The sequence below is a fragment of the Flavobacterium sp. AK-301 genome, from assembly GCF_058310215.1.
Genome location: NZ_JBZEES010000001.1, coordinates 428994 through 451748 on the forward strand (window position 1 = coordinate 428994; position 22755 = coordinate 451748).

The window sequence follows — 22755 nt, forward strand, 5'->3', positions numbered from 1 at the left end:
AATTTTATTTTAATTTAAAAATTTTCTCTTCCTAAAAAATGTATCAAAGATACTTTTAAAATCTCCCCCATAGTTTGACAATTTTCAAAAGCAGGATTTGAAGTATACTTAAATAAATCTGATTTTAGCTGATTAATATTTTCTTCCGGAGCCAGAATATCTTTCTTTATCGTTTTTAAAAGCCTTCTGGTGCGTTTTTTAGCAGTAACTATTCTTTTTGACAGCACAGAACGCTCCTCGTTTTTATACTGTTCTATTGAGCTCTCCTGCAACTTCTCTCCTACCAGCTTGACCATTAAATAATTTTCTTTGAAAAACTGAGGCCGGTAAATTTTAAAATTACCTTCATATGTTTCCTGATCGAAATCAATAGCCCGAATTTTATAAACCACATGGTCAAAATCATGTATAGGAATAATCACATAATTATAAGAACGCATATCACCTAAAAGACGTATCATACATCGTTCATTGAATTTAACAAACTCTTTTGCGATCTGGGCTTTTTCAGTAGAAGAACATTTCGGTAACATTTTTTTTATAAAAACATCTCCCGGAATTCCCATAATATGTTCCTCAATCAAAGTATCTTTATATACTAAAAAATTGATTTTATCAGGAGACATAATATGTTCCAACTCCAGCCCGTAAATCCGTGAAGCATCTGCTTTTTTAATATAAAAATTCGTATAATTATCATTTAGAATATTTCTTATCTTTACTCTGAAAGGCTGAGAGTTTCCAAAGGTGCAAAAATCGATCGAATCGACATTTAAGTACTGTATAATACCATCATTCCCATCTGAATGCAACAACGTATATACCTTTTTAAGATTCAGTTCAATATCTTCCCTTTCATATTCTGAATAATATACCCTTACCCAAAGCGTATCCTCATCATCTTCATCATAAACTACTATTGAACCGGCAAAACGCAGCAGATCGTCATAAAAAAGAGGTATATTATACGTCCTGTTATAATGTTCTAAATATTCCGAAAGCTTTTCATTAATAAGATACGTAGGCTTTTTTTTCTGCATTATTGGTTCATCCATGTCACTGTCTTTTCTCAAATTTACAATTATTTGAATAATTTATGGTAACAAATCCTTAAATTGCCCGTCATATACTTATTAAATACCTATTGCATTTGGAAACAATACTTACAATTGAAAACCTCAGTAAACATTTCGGCTTACTTAAAGCCGTTAAAAATGTATCTTTTGAAATAAAAAAAGGAAATGTCTATGGTATCTTAGGACCTAACGGTAGCGGAAAATCCACCACTTTAGGAATTATTCTGAATGTGGTAAACAAAACATCCGGTTCCTACAGCTGGTTCGGAGGCACAATGCAAACACATGATGCATTAAAGAAAGTAGGAGCTATTATTGAAAGACCCAACTTCTATCCATATATGACCGCTTACGAGAATTTAAAACTGGTTTGTAAAATCAAACAAGTCAATTATTCTAAAATTGAAGAAAAACTGGAAATAGTAGGACTTAATGACAGAAAGAACAGCAAATTCAGCACTTTCTCCTTAGGAATGAAACAACGTCTGGCTATCGCTTCCGCCCTTTTAAACGATCCTGAAATATTAATTCTGGATGAACCTACAAATGGACTGGATCCACAAGGAATTCGTCAGATCAGAGATATTATTAAAGAAATTGCTTCCCATGGAACTACTATTTTATTAGCTTCTCATTTATTAGACGAAGTAGAAAAAGTATGTACCCATGTTGTTGTTCTCCGCAAAGGAGAAATTCTTTATACCGGTCCGGTAGACGGTATTACTTCTAATGAAGGTTTTTTTGAATTAGATGCAGAAAACAGAGAATCACTACAATTTATTCTAAGTAAACATCCTGCAGTTGATAAAATTGAAATTCAGGAAGGCAGACTTTTTGTGTATCTGAAAAATCCTTTAGAAGCCTCTGCTCTAAATCAGTATCTGGCAGAACATCATATCTATTTAAGCCATTTAGTGAAACGTAAACACAGTTTAGAAGAACAGTTTTTACAGATCACTGCTAATTAAAGACCTATCCAAAAAAGCATCCACAAATTAAATACACCGATTAAAAATGAATCGTTTACTACAAATAGAATTACAAAAAATAGGAAAGAATAAAGCCGGCAGAGTTTTAACCCTTACCTATTTTATATTACTTACTTTTATTGCTTTAATTGCCTCTATTAAATTTAAATTTGGTCCGATCGAATTTCAGTTAGCAGAACAGGGAATTTTCAATTTCCCTTATATCTGGCATTTTAATACTTATATTGCTGCCATATTAAAACTATTTCTTGCTATTGTAATCGTTTCCATGATGGCAAATGAATACAGTTATGGCACATTAAAACAAAACCTAATAGACGGATTAAGTAAAAAAGAATTTATTTTATCTAAATTCTTGACCATTGTAGTATTTGCCTTAACTTCTACTGTATTTGTTTTTATCATGTCCCTGATACTAGGATTATTCTTTTCTTCTCATACGGAAATAGGAATTATTTTTTCTGATCTGGAATATCTGGTTGCTTATTTTGTAAAACTAACAGGATTTTTCTCTTTCTGTTTATTTTTAGGTATTTTAGTCAAACGTTCCGCTTTTGCTTTAGGATTCTTATTTGTCTGGAATATTATCGAAGGAATACTAATCGGTGTGATGAAATATATTATTCTTGGAGATCCTGTTCTTGTAGATAAATTCAGCCAATTCCTGCCTTTAGAAGCTATGAGTAATCTAATTCAATCTCCTTTCAGAAGACTCTCTATGGTTCAGGATCTGGAACAACAAATACCCGGAGGATTTGGACCTAATGATTATAGCGTACATATATATCAGATTATAATTGTTCTGGCATGGACTGCCATCTTTGTATTTCTGTCTTATCGATTACTCGAAAAAAGAGATCTTTAAAAATGAATAAAAAAATACAGATAACAATTTTTAAAATCAATCTATAATAAAATTTATACTATAATCATTTTCAAAATTATAGTATAAAAAACTCAGTCTAAAAGCTTTCTATTTTTTATCAGATGCACAACAAGTATATTGTTATATTTTAATACTTTTGTGCACACAAATACACTTCATAATTATGAGTAACTCAGAAAATAAAAATTTAATATACCTTGATCGAAACGAATACTCTTTCGATATTTCTCCTGTTGTTGCACAGGTTTTAAAAGATTTCGATCCTCAGGAACTATGCACTTATACACGATGCTTTCAGAACGGGATTAAAAGTGAATTATCACAATATATAGGAGAGATGTATAATGTACCCGAATCAAATGTAGTTTTAGGGTATGGGGGCGAAAACATTCTAAAAGATATTATACACTGCTTTTTAAGTCAAGGGCATCAACAACGAAAAATACTAATACCAACGTTCTCATGGTGGTATTATAAATCAATTGCTGATGAAGTTAATGGTGAAACCATTATGTATCCGCTTTATGAAGAAGGAGATGAATTTAAATACCATATCTCTGAAATAAAAAGAATTGCTCAGGAAGAAAAACCGGATATGGTATTACTGGCAAGCCCAAATAATCCTACAGGTAACTCTCTTTCAATTGAAGAGATCAGAGATATCCTGTCAGGTATCGATAAAGAAACAGTCATCGTAATTGATGAAGCCTATACTTCTTTTGCTAATAAGGATATAACCTATATTTCTGCTTTGATAAAAGAATTCCCGAATTTACTTATCATCAGAACACTTTCTAAGTTCTATGGCTTACCGGGACTACGCCTGGGATACGGTTTTATGGGAGAATCATTAAAAAAGTTTGCTAATTTCAGCACAATGTATCTGGGATATAACAAACTAACAGAACAACTAGGGATTGCAGCCCTTAAATCCACAGATTACTACGATAAGAACGCGGCAAAAATGCAACAGGATAAAGAGTTGTACAAAAAAGGTTTAAATAACATTGACGGATTTAAAGTATATAAATCAGATGCCAATTTTGTACTGGTAAAATACCCTATTGAATTAAAAGAAAAAATCCAGGAAGAATTAAAGAAAGATAATATCATTGTCAAATTCATGAACGAAGAAGGATTACGCACCCATATGCGCATCACTCTCGGAACATCGCCTATCAATCAGAAAGTAGTAGAAATAATCAGAAAAGTAGCTCTGAATAAATAATTAAAATCAAAATGAAAGCCATTATTCTTGCCGCAGGCATTGCTTCACGTCTTCGCCCTCTCACTAACGATACCCCTAAGTGTCTGCTTGAAGTTGGGTCTAAGAGTCTTTTAGGTCGTACCATTGATGCTCTTCTGTTAAATGGCTTTAAAGAGCTGATAATAGTTACAGGATATTTAAAAGAAATGATTGAAGATTATGTTTCAGCTAATTATCCTGAATTAAAAGTTGAATATATTTTCAATCCTGATTATGCTTCTACTAACAATATACATTCTTTATGGCTTACCAAAGAGAGTGTGAAAAACCAGTCTATATTTCTTTTAGACAGTGATATTCTTTTTGACCCTGTAATCATAACAAAATTACTAGACTCCTCTTATGAAAACTGCCTGGCACTAAATTCTCATGAATTAGGAGATGAAGAAATAAAAGTGATTGTAGATGATACCAATAGAATAAAAGAGATTAGTAAAGTCTGCTCTATTAAAGATGCCGTTGGAGAATCTATCGGAATAGAGAAATTCTCTGCAAACCTTGTCAAACAACTTTTTGAAGAACTGGATGATATGATACTTAATAAAAATCAGTCCGGAATATTCTATGAAGCCGCTTTTGAGAATATTATACTCAAAGGAGCTGATATGTACATTGTCGATACAACCCGTTTATTCTCAATGGAACTTGATACAGTTGAAGACTTTGAACATGCATGTGATAGATTACCTTTAATCCTACAGTAATGAAAATAGTTCTTTTTTGTGAGCATAAATATGCAATAAGTATCCTTTCACCCCTGCAGGACGAAGTGAATAAAACAAAAGAACACGATATTCTTTGGTTTGTAGATGCCCGAAACATACAAGATTTCAGTTTAAGCAACTCCGTAAAGTGGACGAATTCTATCCAGGAAATATACGATTATTCACCGGAAGCGATTTTTGTACCCGGGAATATTGTTCCTTATTATTTACCAGGTGTAAAAGCAGAGATTTTCCATGGTTATGCCGCTGAAAAGAAAGATCACTGGGTTATTCGACGTTATTTAGATATGTACCTCACACAAGGTCCTTTTTTCACAAAACCTTTTCAGCAACTGGCTTTGAAATATAAAGACTTTGAAGTTGTAGAAACAGGATGGAGTCGTCAGGACTGGATTTATAATAATCTACATACCTTTGATGATTATAAACAACAAATTTTGTCCAAATATAAGAAATCGAAGATCGTTCTTTATGCTCCTACCTTCTCACCTTCTCTAACATCATTGCCCTTTATTAAAGAGAACCTCATTAAACTGGCAAAAGAAAAAGATGCTGTTGTTCTTTTAAAATTCCATCCCCTTACTAAACAGGAATGGATTGATGAATACAAACAACTAGCCGAAGAAGTAGAAAATATAGTCTGGATTGATGATCATAATATTTCAAAATATATTTTAGCTTCAGATATTATGATTAGCGATACATCATCCGCAGTTTATGAATTTTTATTACTTAATAAACCTGTTATAACTTACAAAAATGTAGCCATAGATAAATACTGGATGGATATTACAGATGTGGATCAGTTATGCCATGCTTATGAAGTTGTACAAACCAGTGATGAATACAAAGAAAAACGAAAGTGGATTATTGACAACTATGATCCCCATCTGGACGGGAAAGTTGCTCAACGTATGATTGAAGCTGTTAAAAATTATATTACTCAACATGGCGTTCCTAAAAAACGAAAACTAAATCTTTGGCGAAAATATCAGAGTATTAAAAAATTCGGATCAATAAAGATGTTGAAAGTCTAATGTCAAAAATCTGAAAGTTAGCGGATCAATAAATAAGTATTCAGTCCCCAGTAAGGCAGTATTCAATCACGGTTCTAAACGATCAATTGACAATTATTAATCGATCCACACATTTTACTTTTTACAAATAACATTTCACAAAACTATCAACTAATAAAAAAACCATCAATATAAATTGATGGTTTTTTATTTGAAATCAAGAGAACGAATTAAGCAATTTTAAAACGTTTTCTGTCATTTTCAGTAAGATATATTTTTCTCAAACGGATACATTTTGGAGTTACCTCAACATATTCATCTTTCTGAATGTATTCTAAAGCTTCTTCAAGAGAGAATTTAACAGCAGGAATAATTCTCGCTTTATCATCTGCTCCGGAAGAACGTACGTTTGATAATTTTTTAGTTTTCGTTACGTTAACTGTCATATCATCTCCACGACTGTTTTCACCGATAACCTGTCCTTCATAAATATCCTCATTAGGATCAACAAAGAACTTACCTCTATCCTGTAATTTATCAATTGAATAAGGAATTGCTTTTCCATTCTCCATAGAAATTAAAGAACCATTATTTCGTCCCGGAATTTCACCTTTGTATGGTTCATATCCTATGAAACGGTGAGACATAATTGCTTCTCCTGCTGTAGCGGTAAGTAACTGATTTCTTAAACCGATAATACCTCTTGAAGGAATATTGAATTTAACAACCATACGTTCTCCTTTTGGATCCATACTTAACATTTCACCTTTACGAAGACTTACAAACTCTACTGCTCTACCGGAAAGACCTTCTGGTAAATCAATAGTCAGTTCCTCAATCGGCTCACATTTTACACCATTAACTTCTTTAATGATTACTTGTGGCTGACCAATTTGTAATTCGTATCCTTCACGACGCATTGTTTCGATCAGAACAGATAAGTGCAATACACCACGACCAAATACCATAAACTTATCAGCACTATCAGTATCTCCTACTCTCAAGGCTAAGTTTTTCTCTAGTTCTTTTGCTAAACGATCTTTAATATGACGAGAAGTTACATATTTACCTTCTTTACCGAAGAATGGTGAATCATTAATTGTGAATAACATACTCATTGTAGGCTCATCAATAGCAATGGTCTGTAATGCTTCTGGATTTTCTGCATCAGCGATAGTATCACCAATATCAAAACTTTCAAGACCAATAACAGCACAAATATCTCCTGCTACTACTTCACTTACTTTTTTTCTTCCAAGTCCTTCAAAAACATTAAGTTCTTTAATTTTAGACTTGATTATTTTTCCGTCTCTTTTTACTAAAGAGATATTCATTCCTTCTTTTAACACACCTCTCTGTAAACGTCCGATAGCGATACGACCTGTAAAGCTTGAGAAATCTAAAGATGTAATTAACATTTGTGGTGTTCCTTCAGATACTTTTGGCTCCGGTACATGTTTAACAACCATATCAAGAAGTGGCTCTAAACTGTCCGTTGGTTTTTTCCAGTCATCAGACATCCAGTTATTTTTAGCCGAACCGTAAACAGTCGGAAAATCCAGTTGCCATTCCTCTGCACCCAATTCAAACATCAGGTCAAATACTTTTTCGTGAACTTCTTCCGGAGTACAGTTTTCTTTATCTACTTTATTGATTACAACACATGGTTTTAATCCTAAATCGATAGCTTTCTGTAATACAAAACGAGTTTGTGGCATTGGTCCTTCAAACGCATCTACAATCAATAAAACACCATCAGCCATGTTTAATACTCTCTCTACCTCTCCACCAAAATCGGCGTGACCGGGAGTATCAATAACATTGATCTTTGTTCCTTTAAAGTTTACCGAAACGTTCTTTGAAGTAATTGTAATACCTCTTTCTCGTTCCAGATCATTATTATCAAGAATTAAGTCTCCTGTGTTTTCGTTTTCACGAAACAATTGACAATAATACATAATTTTATCAACCAGTGTAGTTTTACCGTGATCGACGTGGGCAATAATCGCAATATTTCTTATAGAAGCCATCTGTGTTTTTTTGTGGGTGCAAAGTTACACTTTATTTTGATATACAAAATATTTTTTTATATAGAAACCTGCTTCTTAATAATTAATTATGAAATGATTAAAGACTATTTAATAATTAAATTGAGCGAAAATATTAAATTAATGATTTTAAAATATTTCATTCCCAAACAATCTAATTATATACAGCAATAACAACTGTATTTTAACAAAAGTCTTAATTACAAAAGCTTCGATAAAGAATAACATATTCTTTTACAATATAATATCATTTTTTTTTCAAAACAAAAACAGCTAACCTATTTCCGAAAAAATAGTATTATAATCATCATAAACAGTGATTTAAACAAGCCTCAACACTACTCAAATAATGATTTGATATCCTCCAGAGTAAATTGCTTCATCATGCTGTCCGCATCTCCCAGAATACTGTCACTTGTTTCAATTTTATGTTGTTGCAGATTAAGAATTTTTTCTTCTATAGTGTTTTTACAGATAAATTTATAGGCAAAAACGGCTTTTGTCTGCCCTATTCTATAACAACGATCAATCGCTTGTGCCTCTGCAGAAGGATTCCACCACGGATCAAGAATAACAACATATTCAGCAGCAGTCAAATTCAGACCAACACCTCCTGCTTTTAATGAAAGTAAAAAAAGCTGATTCGTATCATTATCCTGAAAGTCATCCACAATGGTTTTCCTCTCCTTTGAAGGGGTTTTCCCATCAAGATAACTATACTTCATCCTCCTGTCATCCAGTTCATTTTTCACCAGTTGCAACATGGTAGTAAATTGTGAAAATATTAAAATTTTACCGGATCCGATATTGGGAATAATTTCTTCAAACAAAGCGGTCATTTTTGCTGTTTCTCTAAACTGCTGTGTTTCAGAAGCAATTAGATTAGGATGAACACAAATTTGCCTTAAACGAGTAATACCCTGTAATACCTGAAGTCTTGACCTGTTAAACGTTTCATTATCCATAGTATTCAGAACAGTCTCTCTATACTCCTGTCTGTAACTCTCATAAAGCTCTTTTTGTTCCGGTGTCATCTCACACCAAAGGATCGTTTCTGATTTTTCAGGTAAATCTTTTGCTACTTCTTTTTTAGTTCTCCTCAGTATAAAAGGCGCAACTCTCTTTTTTAACCGAATCAAATCAGCCTCCGAAGCATTCTTAGCACCATAATCCGCACTAAACCCCTTCTCTGTCCCAAAAAAGCCTTTATTTATAAACTCAAACTGAGTATATAAATCCAATAGGTTATTTTGAATTGGCGTCCCTGAAAGGATCAGTTTATTTACTGATTTTAAAGCATTAATTGCCCTTGTAGTTTGTGTATTCTGATTTCGGATTATATGACTCTCATCTAGAATAATATATCTGAAAGTGTATTCCCTCAAACTTTCTAAATCATTACGTACCACTCCATACGAAGTAATAATCACATCATTATCCCGAATAAAATCAGAATCTAATATTCGGTTCAACCCATAATAAACATGATAACGCAACGTTGGGCAGAACTTCTTTATTTCATCAGTCCAATTATAGATTAATGCTGTTGGACAAACAATTAAAGAAATAGAATTTGGATATTTTTCTTTTAAATATTGTAAAAAAGTAATCGTTTGCAACGTTTTCCCCAATCCCATATCATCTGCCAGACAACCTCCCCATCCTATTTGTTCTAACGACTGCATCCATTTAAATCCCTCTTCCTGATAAAGTCGAAGGGAAGCTTGTATCGCATTTGAAACAGGAATCGTTTCTATTGTATCCAAATGCATTAATTGTTCTTTTTTTAACTCAATATCCTGCTTGATATTTGAATCTATAAAGTCTTCAAACCCCTGAAAGGTATCAAATTCATTAAAATGCTTTTTATTAAATTTAAAAACATTCTTTTTTGATCCTTTTGCAAATAAATAATCATATTTCCCTTTCCATTCCTGAGGTATTCTCCCATACAAATCTACCCCTATTTCTATTTCTTCCCGATTGCTCAAAACTGCATCTTTTACTTCATTAAAAGGAATTGATATATCTCCCCAAACTACATCTACCTCTAAATCAAACCAATCTATTTTATCTATAGTCTTACCTGTCAGAAAAGGTATATCAGACACATATTCTTTAACTGTTATATCTAATAAAAGCTCGTAGGAATAATTCTTCGCTTTAAAAAAAGAAATTAATTCAGAAACATATTTTTCTCTTTCCTTACCCAGTACATTTTTATGAAAATAAGAATCATTTTGTGAATTAAAAGAAACATCAAATGCTTGTAATTCCAATATTACATTCCGCTCCAACTCAAAATCACGTATAATTTTTACCAATCCAAAAGAGTCGTTTGTAAAATATTCTTTTTTATCATTATAATTACAAACTATGTTTTGATAACAAAACACAGGAGTAATCCGAACATAATCAAAAAGCATTTCATCAATTTGTATTTTAATCTCAGGAATCTCCCTAATCAATTCTAAATGTACAGAATCATTCACCCGAAACGTTTCAGACAAAATACCTGAATATTGGACATAAAAGTCCAAATTAAAACGTTCTTTCGGAATAGAAATAACCTTAAGCCCTTTAAATTTTACAATTCTTGAATGTGTTATACCTGAACTAGGTAAAGCCAGCTTGTTTTTATCGTTTTCTTTATAATATAGAAATTGATTACCATATATTTTCCAGTCGGATAATCGATTACAGGAATTAAAAAAATCTAATGTTAGCAAAAAATTCCCGTTTACATCCAAAGATAATGTGATTTCAGATATAATATTCTCACTCGTTAATACTACCGGAATATCAATACGCTTGTCATCAAAATACTCTTTTATATACGTTACAGGGTATTTTTGTAATTGACTCCAATATTGATGAATATGGGTTTTAAGATAATGATTATGCTTTAAAAGAACCCTTGGATTGGTTTCAAAATCTATTAATTCTTTTTGAAGTAATAATTTTTTCTCCAAAAAATAGTTACTAATAAAAGGATAAGTGAACGGATCTATAATTTTTATAAAAGATGAATCAAAGACAGCTAACCTGACTTTTATAAGTTCATCATTAGGATAAACCTTTAGTTTTATTTCATTCTCTAATTTTATAACTTCTCCAAAACGAATCAAAAACGAATATTTGGGATTATAAAAATCAAACAAAATAAAAGGGACTGCTATTTTTTTTAATTTTTTATGTTGAGTATCCAATTGCCTTATTTGTATATTGATTTTATTTATTTTGAACTTACTCTATCTACAAGACAGTATTTATAATTCGTCTTGATCCAATAAAAATAATAAAATAGAATAAAATTCATTAAACAGAGCCTTGATTGAACTAATACAAAACAAAGCATATATCAATAAAAAAGGTTCCTAATTGTATTAGGAACCTTTTTTATAAAGTAAAGTAAAAACGCTATAACTTATGATAGAGTTGCTACGTGTCTTGTTAACTTAGATTTTAAGTTTGAAGCTTTATTATCGTGAATGATATTTTTCTTAGCTAATTTATCAATCATAGAAATTACACTTGATAATTTCTCAGTAGCCTCACCTTTTTCAGTAGCTAGACGTAATGCTTTAATCGCGTTACGAGTAGTTCTGTGTTGATATCTGTTTAACACTCTTTTCTTTTCGTTGCTTCTGATTCTTTTTAAAGCTGACTTATGATTTGCCATTTGTTTTAAATAAATTAAATCTTTAATATTTTTTTAGTAGTCCGTAGGGGAATCGAACCCCTGTTACCAGGATGAAAACCTGGCGTCCTAACCCCTAGACGAACGGACCATTATCCTTCTAAGCCCTTATATATCGTAACCAATATTATTTTGAACTTGTAGTCCGTGGGGGAATCGAACCCCCCTTACCAGGATGAAAACCTGGCGTCCTAACCGATAGACGAACGGACCTTACTTCTGTAATGCGGATGCAAAAATACAACATTTTTTCATTTGTGCAAGAGCTTCTGTAAAAATTTTATTTTTTTTTAATATGACTTTGCAAAAAGCACTCTTCCAATAGAAGGATTACCTGTAAATACACAGCTTCCCGCTTCTTCTGCTCTACCCTGAGGAATACATCTTATGGTTGCTTTTGTAAGCTCCTGAATCTTCTCTTCTGTCTCCGCTGTTCCATCCCAATGTGCAGACACAAAACCCCCTTTATTCTCTAAAATCTCCTTAAACTCCTCAAAGCTATTTACTTCCGTAATATGAGTATCTCTGTAATGTAAAGCTTTAGTAAATAATTCAGTCTGGATCTGTCCTAAAAGGTTCTGAATATAATTTACTATTCCTTCTTTAGAAACCGTCTCTTTTGTTAATGTATCTCTCCTTGCCACCTCAAAAGTTCCGTTTTCAAGATCTTTCGGACCGATAGCAATTCGTACAGGAACTCCTTTTAATTCGTACTCATTAAACTTGAATCCTGGTTTTTGAGTCGTTCTGTCATCATACTTAACTGAAATATTCAGTTTTCTCAACTGAGCAGTCAGACCATTAACCTCCGCCGTTATTTCAGCTAACTGTTCATCTGTTTTATGTATCGGTACAATTACAACCTGTATTGGTGCTAAATTAGGAGGCAAAACCAATCCATTATCATCTGAATGCGTCATTACCAGAGCACCCATTAATCGGGTAGAAACTCCCCATGATGTCCCCCATACAAATTCCTGCTTCCCTTCAGCATTTGAAAACTTAACATCAAACGCCTTTGCAAAGTTCTGCCCTAAAAAGTGAGAGGTTCCTGCCTGTAATGCTTTTCCATCCTGCATTAACGCTTCAATACAGTAGGTCTCCACAGCTCCGGCAAATCGCTCTGACTCTGTTTTAGTTCCTCTTATCACCGGAATAGCCATAAAATTTTCTGCAAAACTCGCATACACATTATTCATCTGCTCTGCTTCCTGTATTGCTTCTGCCTGAGTTGCGTGTGCCGTATGTCCTTCCTGCCATAAGAACTCTGCCGTTCTTAAAAATAAACGTGTTCTCATTTCCCAACGCACTACATTAGCCCATTGATTAATCAAAAGAGGCAAATCTCTGTAAGACTGCACCCATCCTTTATAGGTATTCCAGATAATCGCTTCACTCGTTGGACGAACAATTAATTCCTCCTCTAATTTTGCATTTGGATCTACCATTAATTTCCCCGGTTTATCAGGGTCATTTTTCAGTCTGTAATGTGTCACTATAGCACATTCTTTTGCAAATCCTTCTGCGTTTTTTTCTTCTGCCTCAAACATACTTTTGGGAACAAACAAAGGAAAATAAGCATTCTGATGGCCTGTTTCTTTAAACATTCTGTCCAGCTCTGCTTGCATCTTTTCCCAAATTGCATAACCATAAGGTTTAATTACCATACATCCTCTCACTGCTGAATTTTCAGCCAAGTCGGCTTTGACAACTAATTCGTTATACCACTTCGAATAATCTTCTGATCTTTTTGTTAGGTTCTTGCTCATATGTAATAGTTTGGCACAAATATTGTTTTATTGTAATAAACGGTTTAACTAAACTTAATTAGATAGTTCGTGCAAAACTAACTATTTTTGTAATGTCCAACAATAAAAATGCGAGATATGAAAACTTATTATTTTTCACAGAAAAAAACATCCCTTTATATTTTAATGGGACTTCTTAGCATTTTAGTCACTTCCTGTGGTTCTTATCAAAACTCGTCTTATTATGACAGTGATGGTATCTACAGCGGAAGTTCTAGATCAAATACCTCTACAACTCGAAATGATTATTATGCCACAAATACAAACAATCAGAATAGTGAATATCAAAACTATTTTAGCTCTTTATCTGACAGATATAGTTCTAACTCCGATAAACCTGTAGATATTTTTACAGACGTAGATACTTACTACGACAATACTGAAAGCTTTGATGCAAGTCAGGGTGTCGGATATACAAGTGGCTATTCCGGATGGGGTAGTAATCCTGACCGCGTCACAGTAAATTACTATAATAATAACTGGAATCCTTACTATTACAACTATAACTCCGGATGGAGTTTTGGATGGAATTCATGGTATGGTCCTAGTGTTGGTTTCAATTGGGGATGGAGTCCCTATAACAGCTATTATGGCGGATGGGGTAATTCCTGGTATGGTCCTAGCTGGGGTTGGGGATCTGGCTGGTATGGTGGTGGATACTACCACAATCACTGGAATAATGGTTACTATAATAACAACGTTTACTACAATAATGGAAGACGTGGTAGCGACAGTTATTACAATAGTGGAAGAAGAGATTACTCAAATGGCAGTAACACCAATTATAATACTACCAGAAGAAACAGTAATACTACAAGCAGACCAAATTATAATACGAATAACACAAATTATAATACTACCAGAAGAAACAGTAACAGCAGTAATGCAACTACCAGACCTGTTTATAAAGGTAATAACAATACCAATTATAATACTACCAGAAGAAACAGTAACAGTAGTAATGCAACTACCAGACCTGTTTATAATGGTAATAACAATACCAATTACAATACTACCAGAAGAAACAGTAGTAATACAACCAATAATGCAGCTACCAGACCTGCTTATAACAACTCCGGAAGTAGTAATTACAACAACACCAGAAGAAGCAGTAACAGTAGTAATTACAGCGCTCCCAGCTCTTCTTACTCAAGACCTTCTTCAAGCTATAGCGGAGGAAGATCCGGTGGTGGAGGTTCATATGGTGGTGGAGGCGGTGGACGTTCTTCTGGCGGAGGCGGTAGAAGATAAATACACACAAAAATTAAAAAAATACCCATGTTATTGTAACTCACCTTTGCATTTAATGGGTATTTTTTGTTCTAATTAAAAAACTAAAAAGATGAAAAAAATTTTATCAATAGCATTTGTAGGGCTCTCAATTACTGCAATGCAAGGTCAGGATATATCAGATGCAATGCGTTTTTCGCAGGATAACTTAAATGGTACTGCAAGATTCAGAGCGATGAGTGGTGCATTTGGTGCACTAGGAGGAGATTTATCCTCAATAGGTATTAACCCTGCCGGTTCAGCTGTTTTTATTAATAATCAGGTAGGTTTTACAGTAAGTAATTACCATACTAATAATAAATCAGATTATTTTGGAAGCAGATATTCTAAAAAAAACAATGATTTTGATCTGAGTCAGATTGGTGCTGTTTTTGTTTTTGACAATCAGAGTAGCAATAACGACTGGAAGAAATTCTCATTAGGAATTAATTATGAAAATACTAATAACTTTGACAATAAGAGTTTTATAGTAGGTAATAACCCTACTAATTCAGTTGCACAATATTTTATAAATCAGGCTAACGGAAAATCAACAGATATACTTAATCTGGATTATAATCAATTAAACTTCCGTGAACAACAAGCTTCTTTAGCATATGGAACCTATCTTATTGAAAACACATCCGGAACAAACAACTATTTTTCTAATATGGGAGGAACTGATAATTATCATCAGGAGAGTACTATGTCCTCTTCCGGTTATAATGGAAAATTGTCTTTTAACTTCGCTACACAATATCAGGATTGGCTTTATTTTGGTTTAAACCTGAATGCCCATTTTGTAGACTATAAAAGATCAACTAGTTTCTATGAAGACATCTATGATAGCACTACAAGAACTCCTAATAACGGTGTACAAGATGTACGTTACAACAATGACCTGTATACACATGGAAATGGGTTCTCTTTTCAGTTAGGAACGATTATTAAACCAACGGATGAAATTCGTTTAGGTTTATCTTACCAGTCTCCTACATGGTACAGACTAAATGATGAATTAACACAAGGTATGGAAACATATTGCCCTGATTGCCCTAAAGGCCCGTATATTTCTTATTATCCGGGAATTATAAATATATACCCTACTTATAAATTACAAAGTCCTGCAACTTATACAGGAAGTTTAGCTTTTGTTTTTGGACAAAATGGATTGCTTTCTGTTGATTATGCTTTTAAAGACTATAGTGATACAAAGTTTAATTCCGATCGTAATTTCAGTGATCTGAACAGAGAAATGTCAAACGTACTTCAGGGAACTTCCGAAGTAAGAATTGGTGGAGAATATCGTGTTGAAAATGTAAGTTTCAGAGGGGGTTATCGTTATGAACAAAGCCCTTATAAAAATGGAAAAACAATCGGTGATCTGCAGGGCTTCTCCGGTGGTATCGGTATTAATTTTGGATCTACAAAATTAGACTTAGCTTATTCCCATGCTAAAAGAGATTATAATCAGCCTTTCTTTAGTACCGGCTTAACAGACAGTGCTAAGATCAAATCTGTTACTAATAATATATCTCTGTCTCTATTATTTGAATTATAACAGTAAAACCATCTGTATAAAAAGATAAACCGTAGAGTAGAGGTGCACGGCCGTGCACCTCTACTCTACGGTTTATCTTTTTAAATTACCCTTATTTTTAATCCTGACAAAAAACAATCTGTTTTTTAATAAATCAGTCAAGATTGTTTTTTAGAATAAAATCTTATACTTAATAATCATTAATTTATTTTGTAGTTTTTTACTATATATTTGTAATTAACCTAAAATAAAATTATGATTCAACTAAAAAATTATTTTATTGCATTACTACTAGTTAATTTTACATTATACTCAACAAATAAATGTGTAAATATTAATTATGAACCTAAAGTTAATATTGAAATATTGAATATTGTAACCAATGGTTTGGTACTACCAAATAATACATTCAGTTTTAATGGAGTCGATGATCTAGAAATAGAATTTGATGTAAAAACTTCATATACTGGGAGCAGTATTAATTTCAATCAAGGTTTTTCAAACGGTTATTTTTTTGAGCCAAATTCCTTTGATAATGAACAGACTGAATATTATAATAATGGCGTTGTTCCACATTATCTCTTCGTAAAACCTATAAAATTAGAATTCAACAATACAAACTATAGCTATACTTATCGACAAAAATTACGTTTTAAAAGAAGTACTGTATATAATACTGGTTGTTCTATTGTTTTTAGTTATAGAGCAGAAAATACAACAACTGTAATTTCAAATAAATTAACATATAAGATTATTGGTGGTACAAAAACAGGAAATGAGCCATATAAACCATCAACAGCAAATTTAAACATAAAGAATATTTTATATAGCAATGGATTACCATTAATAAATAATACAATAGTTGTTCCTGATTATGAAAATGACGAAATTGGAATAAGAACAATTGATTTATCTTTTAATTTTAATTGTACATACGGATCAGAACTTAATCTTGGTTATTATCCAAGTATAGTAATTCAAATAGCTGACAACACATCGATTAAAGCAAGTTTAAGTGAATGGACTACACCAACTATTACCAATGGTACATTAACATTTAATAATCTAAAAATAAAATCATCTGATTTATCCCCAAGCTCATATTTAAAGATTCGGCTTAGTTTTCAAGAAATAGATATAAATTTTAATTGTGCAATAATAAAAAGCAGCAATCCTATTTTATACAATAATATATCTGAAAATCAAATTGTTACTACTGGAAAGCAAGCACAACCTTTCTCTACGACACAACCAAAAATAAAAATAAAAGAAGGATGTGTAAGAAGAGGCTGTAATGACATAGCAGAGTATTCAAATATATCAACATATCAATGGCAACAAAAATATTTAAATAATGATTGGACAAATATTATCGGCATAATATCCAAAGATTATTCACCCACAAATTTATTTACTAAAACAATATCGTATAGAAGAGTAGCATTCTACAACAATGGTCATAATGTAAGTAATACAATAACGATAAATGTAAGCGATAAAATTATAGAAAATACAATTTGCTGTAGTCAAAATTTAAATTCAAACAATAGTCAACCTCAACCTTTCAATGGAAATATCCCTAATATTTCTGATAATTTTTCTTACCAATGGCAAATAGCAACAAATGAATCAAATCCTCTAATATGGAATAACATAAATGGAGCAATAAATCAAAATTATATTCATGTTTTTACAAGTCCTGCTCGAAGAGGTACTTCAAAAACAACTTTTAGGAGATTAATTATTCAAAATAATGCAACTATAAATAATGGCAATGAAATAATAGTCAATAGACCAATAGGCACTACAGGCTCTAGAGGAGGAGGTAGAAGAAGTTTAACATTGATAACAAATAACGAAAATAAAAAAGAAATAATCTCTATCTCAGAAGACCGAGAAAACTTAAATTCAAATCCGATAATTGACAATATACATTTACAGAATATTGAAACAGAAAGAAACTTATCTATAACAAATAACAATTTCAATTTATATCCAAACCCAACAACAAATAATTTTTATTTACAAAATACCAACAAATTTAAAAATTTAGAAAAAATAAAACTTTTCGATACATTTGGTAATGAAATAAAAATTAATAAAACTATAATTTCTGATAATTTAATAGAAATAAATACTCATTCTGCTCCATCAGGAATCTATATTCTACATATAAATAATGAAGAAACACTTCTAACAAAAAAAATAATCAAAAACTAAATTAAATATTTACAAACTTAAACCCTCTTCAAATAATAGAAGGAATCATGGTACTTCTAATGATAAAAAATGTAATTTTGCACTCCAATTTATAATTCTATGAGAACCAAATCTTTAAAAAAGAACAAGATTAACGTGATCACTCTCGGGTGTTCTAAAAACGTATATGACAGTGAAGTACTGATGGGACAACTACGTGCCAGCGGTAAAGAAGTAACACACGAAGCTCCTCAGGCAGAAGAAGGAAATATTATAGTAATTAATACCTGCGGATTTATTAATAACGCAAAAGAAGAATCGATCAATACTATTTTAGAATACGTTGATAAAAAAGAACAGGGTTTAGTAGATAAAGTTTTTGTAACAGGATGTTTATCGGAACGTTACAGACCGGATTTAGAAAAAGAAATCCCTAATGTAAATCAGTATTTCGGAACTACAGAGTTACCTCTATTACTGAAAGCTTTAGGTGCGGATTATAAACACGAATTATTAGGAGAACGATTAACAACTACTCCTAAAAATTATGCTTACCTGAAAATTGCAGAAGGTTGTGATCGTCCATGCAGTTTCTGTGCTATTCCAATTATGCGTGGTAAACATATTTCTCAATCTATTGAAAAATTAGTAAAAGAAGCAGAAGGTCTGGCTAAAAACGGAGTAAAAGAACTAATCTTAATTGCTCAGGATTTGACTTATTACGGTCTGGATTTATATAAGAAACGTAATTTAGGAGAGTTACTTGAAGCGCTGGTAAAAGTAGAAGGAATCGAATGGATTCGTTTACATTACGCTTTCCCTACCGGTTTCCCGATGGATGTACTGGAAATCATGAAACGTGAACCGAAAATTTGTAATTACCTTGATATTCCATTACAACACATTTCAGATTCTATTCTGAAATCGATGCGTCGCGGAACTACTCAGGAAAAAACAACTAAATTATTAAAAGAATTCAGAGCTGCCGTTCCGGAAATGGCAATTCGTACTACTCTGATAGTAGGATATCCGGGAGAAACCGAAGAAGATTTCCAAATACTGAAAAACTGGGTTGAGGAAATGCGTTTTGAACGTTTGGGATGTTTCGCATATTCACATGAAGAAAACACACATGCTTACTCATTAGAAGATGATGTTCCTGAAGAAGTAAAACAACAACGTGCCGCCGAAATCATGGAGATTCAGGCGCAAATATCATGGGATCTGAATCAGGAAAAAATAGGCAAAACGTATCGTTGTATCATTGACAGAAAAGAAGGAGAACATTTTATTGGAAGAACAGAGTTTGACTCTCCTGATGTAGATAATGAAGTCTTAATTGATGCTAACTTACATTATGTAAAAACCGGAGAATTTGTAAATATAACGATTACAGATGCTACGGAATTTGACTTATATGGAGTTCCTGTTGAAGCTTCTACTTTGTAAGTATAAACAGATATTATAGTAAAAAAGCCAACTCTTTCTAAGTAGTTGGCTTTTTTATTTTGAAACTTTTTTTCTACCCTACAAAACTAAAAAATTGATAACTTTACGTATTACAAATTAATCTTAGTTGAAATCCTTACTCAATAAGGATGCAGAATATGATAGTATCTCCCATAGCAAAAGAATCTGATCTTTTGGAAAAAGCACAAAAGAATACGAAACGTTTTAACAGCATTAAAATCGGTATATTCTTATCCGGACTTTCAATATTTGCTCAGCTTTATGTATTCCAGCCTATGTTATCTTCGCTCTGCGAAGAATTTAATATTACTCCCGCAGAAAGTAGCTGGACGGTTTCATCCTGTACAATAGGAATGGCTTTAGGTTTGTTCTTTCTTGCCTTTAAAGCAGATGAATTACCAAGAAAAAAATTAATGGCCTTTTCACTTCTTGTTTCCTCTTTACTGACCATTGCTTCCGGATTTATTTTTAGTTTTCCGGTACTGATTGGACTCAATTTAATCAAAGGAATGGTCCTTGCAGGTGTTTCCTCCGTGTCTTTAGCCTATTTATCAGAAGAAGTCGATGTGCGAATACTTGGTTTTGCAATCAGTTTATATCTGAGCGGAAATACAATTGGAGGAATGAGCGGACGTGTTTTTGCAGCTCTTTTGTCAGGATGGGTTGGCTGGAGAGGTGCTGTGATCGGCATAGGGATCGGAAGTTTACTTCTGGGGCTACTCTTTACCCGCTTATTCCCGGAATCCAAATTTTTCAAACCGCAAAAATCAAATAGCACAGAAAGTCTGCATCAGATGAAAATCTTTTTAAAAGACGATCTAATGATTCGGCTGTACTTTGTGGCAGCCTTAATGATGGGTAGTTTTGTCAGTATTTATAATTATTTGGGCTTTCGTCTGGAAACTATTCCCTTTTCACTTCCGCATTATGTTATTGCTTTTATCTTTTTAATGTATATAACAGGAGTTGCCGGATCAATGATAATAGGAAAATGGTCGGATATCTACTCCTCCTTCAAACTAATCAGACTATCTATCATTTTAGTCATCATAGGATTAGGACTAATGCTTCCCGATAATCTGTTCTTTATAATCATTGGATTAGGAATATTTACCTTTAGTTTTTTTGCTACACATACCTTAGCCAGCCGAATGATATCAGAACATGCCAAAAAAGGAAAAAGTATGGCTACCTCTATTTACTGGTTATTTTATTATATCGGTTCCAGTCTAATCGGAACAGGAACAGGAGTAATTTATTATCATGGAAAATGGAATCTTCTTACACTTAGTTTAACCGGATTAATCCTGATCTCTTTCATTTTATCAAGCCGATTACTTCGTTCTAAACAATAAAAAAACAATAATTATTTTTCATTTAAACAGATAGACTACGTCTTTACATTTTAAGTTCGCAAACAAATTAAACGTCTGAACACCATTCTCAAATATATCATAAAGTTCCAAAAAATATGGCGATGGTTAATATTAAACGGTTATTTTATAAGAAAAAATTTAATATGGATAATACCCAGCAAAATATCTTGAAATGGAAGCTATGAACGTTTCACAAGTTTTAAAAATACTCGTAAACAAAGATTATGCTATCTGTAAAGAATATTCGCTTGACACATGAGCAAAATTAGAAGATAAAACATAAATAGTATCTTATAAAAAACACGGTTATTCCTTTTCTGAAATAACCGTGTTTTAATTTTTAATGATTAACTTGTTTCATTGCTGCTTCAGGATAACGATCTCCTGTATTAGGGTATTTCGCTATTATATTTTCTATTTCAGCCACTTCGTCTATGGTGAGATCAATAGTAACTGCCTGAGCATTCAACTCCAGATATTTTTGTTTTTTTGTTCCCGGTATTGGAATAATATTTGTTCCTTTTGCCAGAATCCATGCTAAAGCAAGTTGTGCCGTACTACTATTTTTTCCATGAGCAAATTTGGTTAACTCTTTCATCAGATTCTGATTATTAATAAGATGTTCTCCTTGAAAACGAGGCAGAAACAATCTGGCATCACCTTCTTCGATCTGAGACATGTCAAAATTATCTGTAAACATCCCTCTTCCTAGCGGTGAGAATGGAATAAATGATATTCCCAATTCATTTACAACCGGTATTATTTCTTTTTCGACATCTCTTGTCAATAATGAATATTCACTTTGTAATGCTGAGATCGGGTGTACACTATTTGCTTTTCGTAAAGATTTGACCGAAGCTTCTGATAATCCCAAATACTTCACCTTTCCTTCCTGTACCAGTTCCGCCATTGCTCCAACAGTTTCTTCTATAGGCACGTTTGGATCTACTCGATGTGCATAATACAAATCAATACATTCCACATTTAATCTCTTTAAGCTTAATTCAATTGCTTGTCTCATCCATTTAGGAGACCCGTCAAATTCAGTCGCTAAAAGGTTTCCTCCTTTAAAGCGATAACCAAATTTTGTAGCAAGAAACACTTTATCTCTGTTCTCTTTTAAAACCTTTGCTATTAACTCTTCGTTAGCCCCACCGCCATAAAAATCGGCAGTATCCCAGAAGTTAATACCCAGATCTAATGCTTTATGTAAAGTAGCTATACTTTCTTTATCATCTCTACTTCCATAAGCATGTGACATTCCCATACAACCTAATCCTATTGCAGAAAGGTTCTCATCCGTTTTTCCTAATTTTCTGTACTTCATTTTGATAAATAAAATTTAATTATTCTTAGAGTCTGTTTAAAATTTAAAATAAACTCTTC

At 32.6% G+C, this 22755-nt stretch carries 16 protein-coding genes and 2 tRNA genes; 10 read left to right on the forward strand and 8 right to left on the reverse strand.

The window, feature by feature from the left end:
- Positions 1–14: 14 nt before the first annotated feature.
- Positions 15–1055 (reverse strand): hypothetical protein, encoded by a 1041-nt coding sequence (locus AC4FQX_RS01930; protein ID WP_491165977.1) that lies wholly within the window; start codon positions 1053–1055, stop codon positions 15–17.
- A gap of 95 nt (positions 1056–1150) precedes the next feature.
- Between AC4FQX_RS01930 and AC4FQX_RS01935 the strand changes: the two genes are divergently transcribed.
- The 5 genes from AC4FQX_RS01935 (at position 1151) to AC4FQX_RS01955 (ending at position 5980) form a co-directional block, all read left to right on the forward strand.
- The gene (locus tag AC4FQX_RS01935; protein ID WP_491165978.1) at positions 1151–2044 is read left to right on the forward strand and encodes an ABC transporter ATP-binding protein; all 894 of its coding nucleotides are present in this window, start codon (positions 1151–1153) and stop codon (positions 2042–2044) included.
- 46 nt (positions 2045–2090) lie between these two features.
- The gene (locus AC4FQX_RS01940; protein ID WP_491165979.1) at positions 2091–2930 is read left to right on the forward strand and encodes an ABC transporter permease; all 840 of its coding nucleotides are present in this window, start codon (positions 2091–2093) and stop codon (positions 2928–2930) included.
- Positions 2931–3114: 184 nt separating this feature from the next.
- Positions 3115–4179, forward strand: a complete 1065-nt coding sequence (locus AC4FQX_RS01945; RefSeq protein ID WP_491165980.1) for a pyridoxal phosphate-dependent aminotransferase — start codon at positions 3115–3117, stop codon at positions 4177–4179.
- An 11-nt stretch (positions 4180–4190) separates the two neighbouring features.
- On the forward strand, positions 4191–4922 hold the full coding sequence (locus tag AC4FQX_RS01950) for a phosphocholine cytidylyltransferase family protein (protein ID WP_491165981.1): 732 nt from the start codon (positions 4191–4193) through the stop codon (positions 4920–4922).
- A complete protein-coding gene (locus AC4FQX_RS01955; RefSeq protein ID WP_491165982.1) occupies positions 4922–5980 on the forward strand; it encodes a CDP-glycerol glycerophosphotransferase family protein in 1059 nt (352 codons plus the stop codon). The genes AC4FQX_RS01950 and AC4FQX_RS01955 overlap by 1 nt, the downstream gene beginning before the upstream one ends.
- A gap of 209 nt (positions 5981–6189) precedes the next feature.
- Here AC4FQX_RS01955 and typA read toward each other — a convergent pair whose 3' ends face one another.
- The 6 genes from typA to proS form a co-directional block, all read right to left on the reverse strand.
- Positions 6190–7989 (reverse strand): translational GTPase TypA, encoded by a 1800-nt coding sequence (gene typA / locus AC4FQX_RS01960; protein WP_491165983.1) that lies wholly within the window; start codon positions 7987–7989, stop codon positions 6190–6192.
- Positions 7990–8345: 356 nt separating this feature from the next.
- A complete protein-coding gene (locus tag AC4FQX_RS01965; RefSeq protein WP_491165984.1) occupies positions 8346–11216 on the reverse strand; it encodes a DEAD/DEAH box helicase in 2871 nt (956 codons plus the stop codon).
- A 218-nt stretch (positions 11217–11434) separates the two neighbouring features.
- Positions 11435–11689 carry a 30S ribosomal protein S20 gene (rpsT, locus tag AC4FQX_RS01970; protein WP_491165985.1) on the reverse strand — a complete coding sequence of 85 codons (255 nt, stop codon included), beginning with the start codon at positions 11687–11689 and terminating at the stop codon, positions 11435–11437.
- A gap of 37 nt (positions 11690–11726) precedes the next feature.
- A tRNA-Glu gene (locus AC4FQX_RS01975) sits at positions 11727–11798 on the reverse strand.
- Between the two features lie 50 nt (positions 11799–11848).
- Positions 11849–11920 (reverse strand) — tRNA-Glu (locus tag AC4FQX_RS01980).
- A 77-nt stretch (positions 11921–11997) separates the two neighbouring features.
- On the reverse strand, positions 11998–13476 hold the full coding sequence (proS, locus tag AC4FQX_RS01985; protein ID WP_491165986.1) for a proline--tRNA ligase: 1479 nt from the start codon (positions 13474–13476) through the stop codon (positions 11998–12000).
- A 117-nt stretch (positions 13477–13593) separates the two neighbouring features.
- On the opposite strand from proS, the gene AC4FQX_RS01990 reads away from it, so the two are divergent.
- From AC4FQX_RS01990 to AC4FQX_RS02010, 5 genes are all read left to right on the forward strand, one after another.
- Positions 13594–14766, forward strand: a complete 1173-nt coding sequence (locus AC4FQX_RS01990; RefSeq protein ID WP_491165987.1) for a hypothetical protein — start codon at positions 13594–13596, stop codon at positions 14764–14766.
- Positions 14767–14857: 91 nt separating this feature from the next.
- Positions 14858–16345, forward strand: a complete 1488-nt coding sequence (locus AC4FQX_RS01995) for an OmpP1/FadL family transporter (protein WP_491165988.1) — start codon at positions 14858–14860, stop codon at positions 16343–16345.
- A 234-nt stretch (positions 16346–16579) separates the two neighbouring features.
- Complete coding sequence (locus tag AC4FQX_RS02000) at positions 16580–18544, forward strand: T9SS type A sorting domain-containing protein (RefSeq protein ID WP_491165989.1); 1965 nt, start codon at positions 16580–16582, stop codon at positions 18542–18544.
- 99 nt (positions 18545–18643) lie between these two features.
- Positions 18644–19972: a 30S ribosomal protein S12 methylthiotransferase RimO gene (gene rimO, locus AC4FQX_RS02005; RefSeq protein ID WP_491165990.1), complete on the forward strand. Its 1329-nt coding sequence runs from the start codon at positions 18644–18646 to the stop codon at positions 19970–19972.
- 158 nt (positions 19973–20130) lie between these two features.
- Positions 20131–21348, forward strand: coding sequence for an MFS transporter (locus tag AC4FQX_RS02010; protein WP_491165991.1), 1218 nt, complete (start codon positions 20131–20133; stop codon positions 21346–21348).
- A gap of 361 nt (positions 21349–21709) precedes the next feature.
- Here AC4FQX_RS02010 and AC4FQX_RS02015 read toward each other — a convergent pair whose 3' ends face one another.
- A complete protein-coding gene (locus AC4FQX_RS02015; protein WP_491165992.1) occupies positions 21710–22696 on the reverse strand; it encodes an aldo/keto reductase in 987 nt (328 codons plus the stop codon).
- Positions 22697–22755: the final 59 nt, after the last annotated feature.

Coding starts and splice junctions, on each gene's coding strand:
- AC4FQX_RS01930 (WP_491165977.1), bottom strand. CDS start 1,055: ATGGATGAACCAATAATGCAGAAAAAAAAGCCTACGTATCTTATTAAT.
- AC4FQX_RS01940 (WP_491165979.1), top strand. CDS start 2,091: ATGAATCGTTTACTACAAATAGAATTACAAAAAATAGGAAAGAATAAA.
- AC4FQX_RS01945 (WP_491165980.1), top strand. CDS start 3,115: ATGAGTAACTCAGAAAATAAAAATTTAATATACCTTGATCGAAACGAA.
- AC4FQX_RS01950 (WP_491165981.1), top strand. CDS start 4,191: ATGAAAGCCATTATTCTTGCCGCAGGCATTGCTTCACGTCTTCGCCCT.
- AC4FQX_RS01955 (WP_491165982.1), top strand. CDS start 4,922: ATGAAAATAGTTCTTTTTTGTGAGCATAAATATGCAATAAGTATCCTT.
- typA (WP_491165983.1), bottom strand. CDS start 7,989: ATGGCTTCTATAAGAAATATTGCGATTATTGCCCACGTCGATCACGGT.
- rpsT (WP_491165985.1), bottom strand. CDS start 11,689: ATGGCAAATCATAAGTCAGCTTTAAAAAGAATCAGAAGCAACGAAAAG.
- proS (WP_491165986.1), bottom strand. CDS start 13,476: ATGAGCAAGAACCTAACAAAAAGATCAGAAGATTATTCGAAGTGGTAT.
- AC4FQX_RS01990 (WP_491165987.1), top strand. CDS start 13,594: ATGAAAACTTATTATTTTTCACAGAAAAAAACATCCCTTTATATTTTA.
- AC4FQX_RS01995 (WP_491165988.1), top strand. CDS start 14,858: ATGAAAAAAATTTTATCAATAGCATTTGTAGGGCTCTCAATTACTGCA.
- AC4FQX_RS02000 (WP_491165989.1), top strand. CDS start 16,580: ATGATTCAACTAAAAAATTATTTTATTGCATTACTACTAGTTAATTTT.
- rimO (WP_491165990.1), top strand. CDS start 18,644: ATGAGAACCAAATCTTTAAAAAAGAACAAGATTAACGTGATCACTCTC.
- AC4FQX_RS02010 (WP_491165991.1), top strand. CDS start 20,131: ATGATAGTATCTCCCATAGCAAAAGAATCTGATCTTTTGGAAAAAGCA.
- AC4FQX_RS02015 (WP_491165992.1), bottom strand. CDS start 22,696: ATGAAGTACAGAAAATTAGGAAAAACGGATGAGAACCTTTCTGCAATA.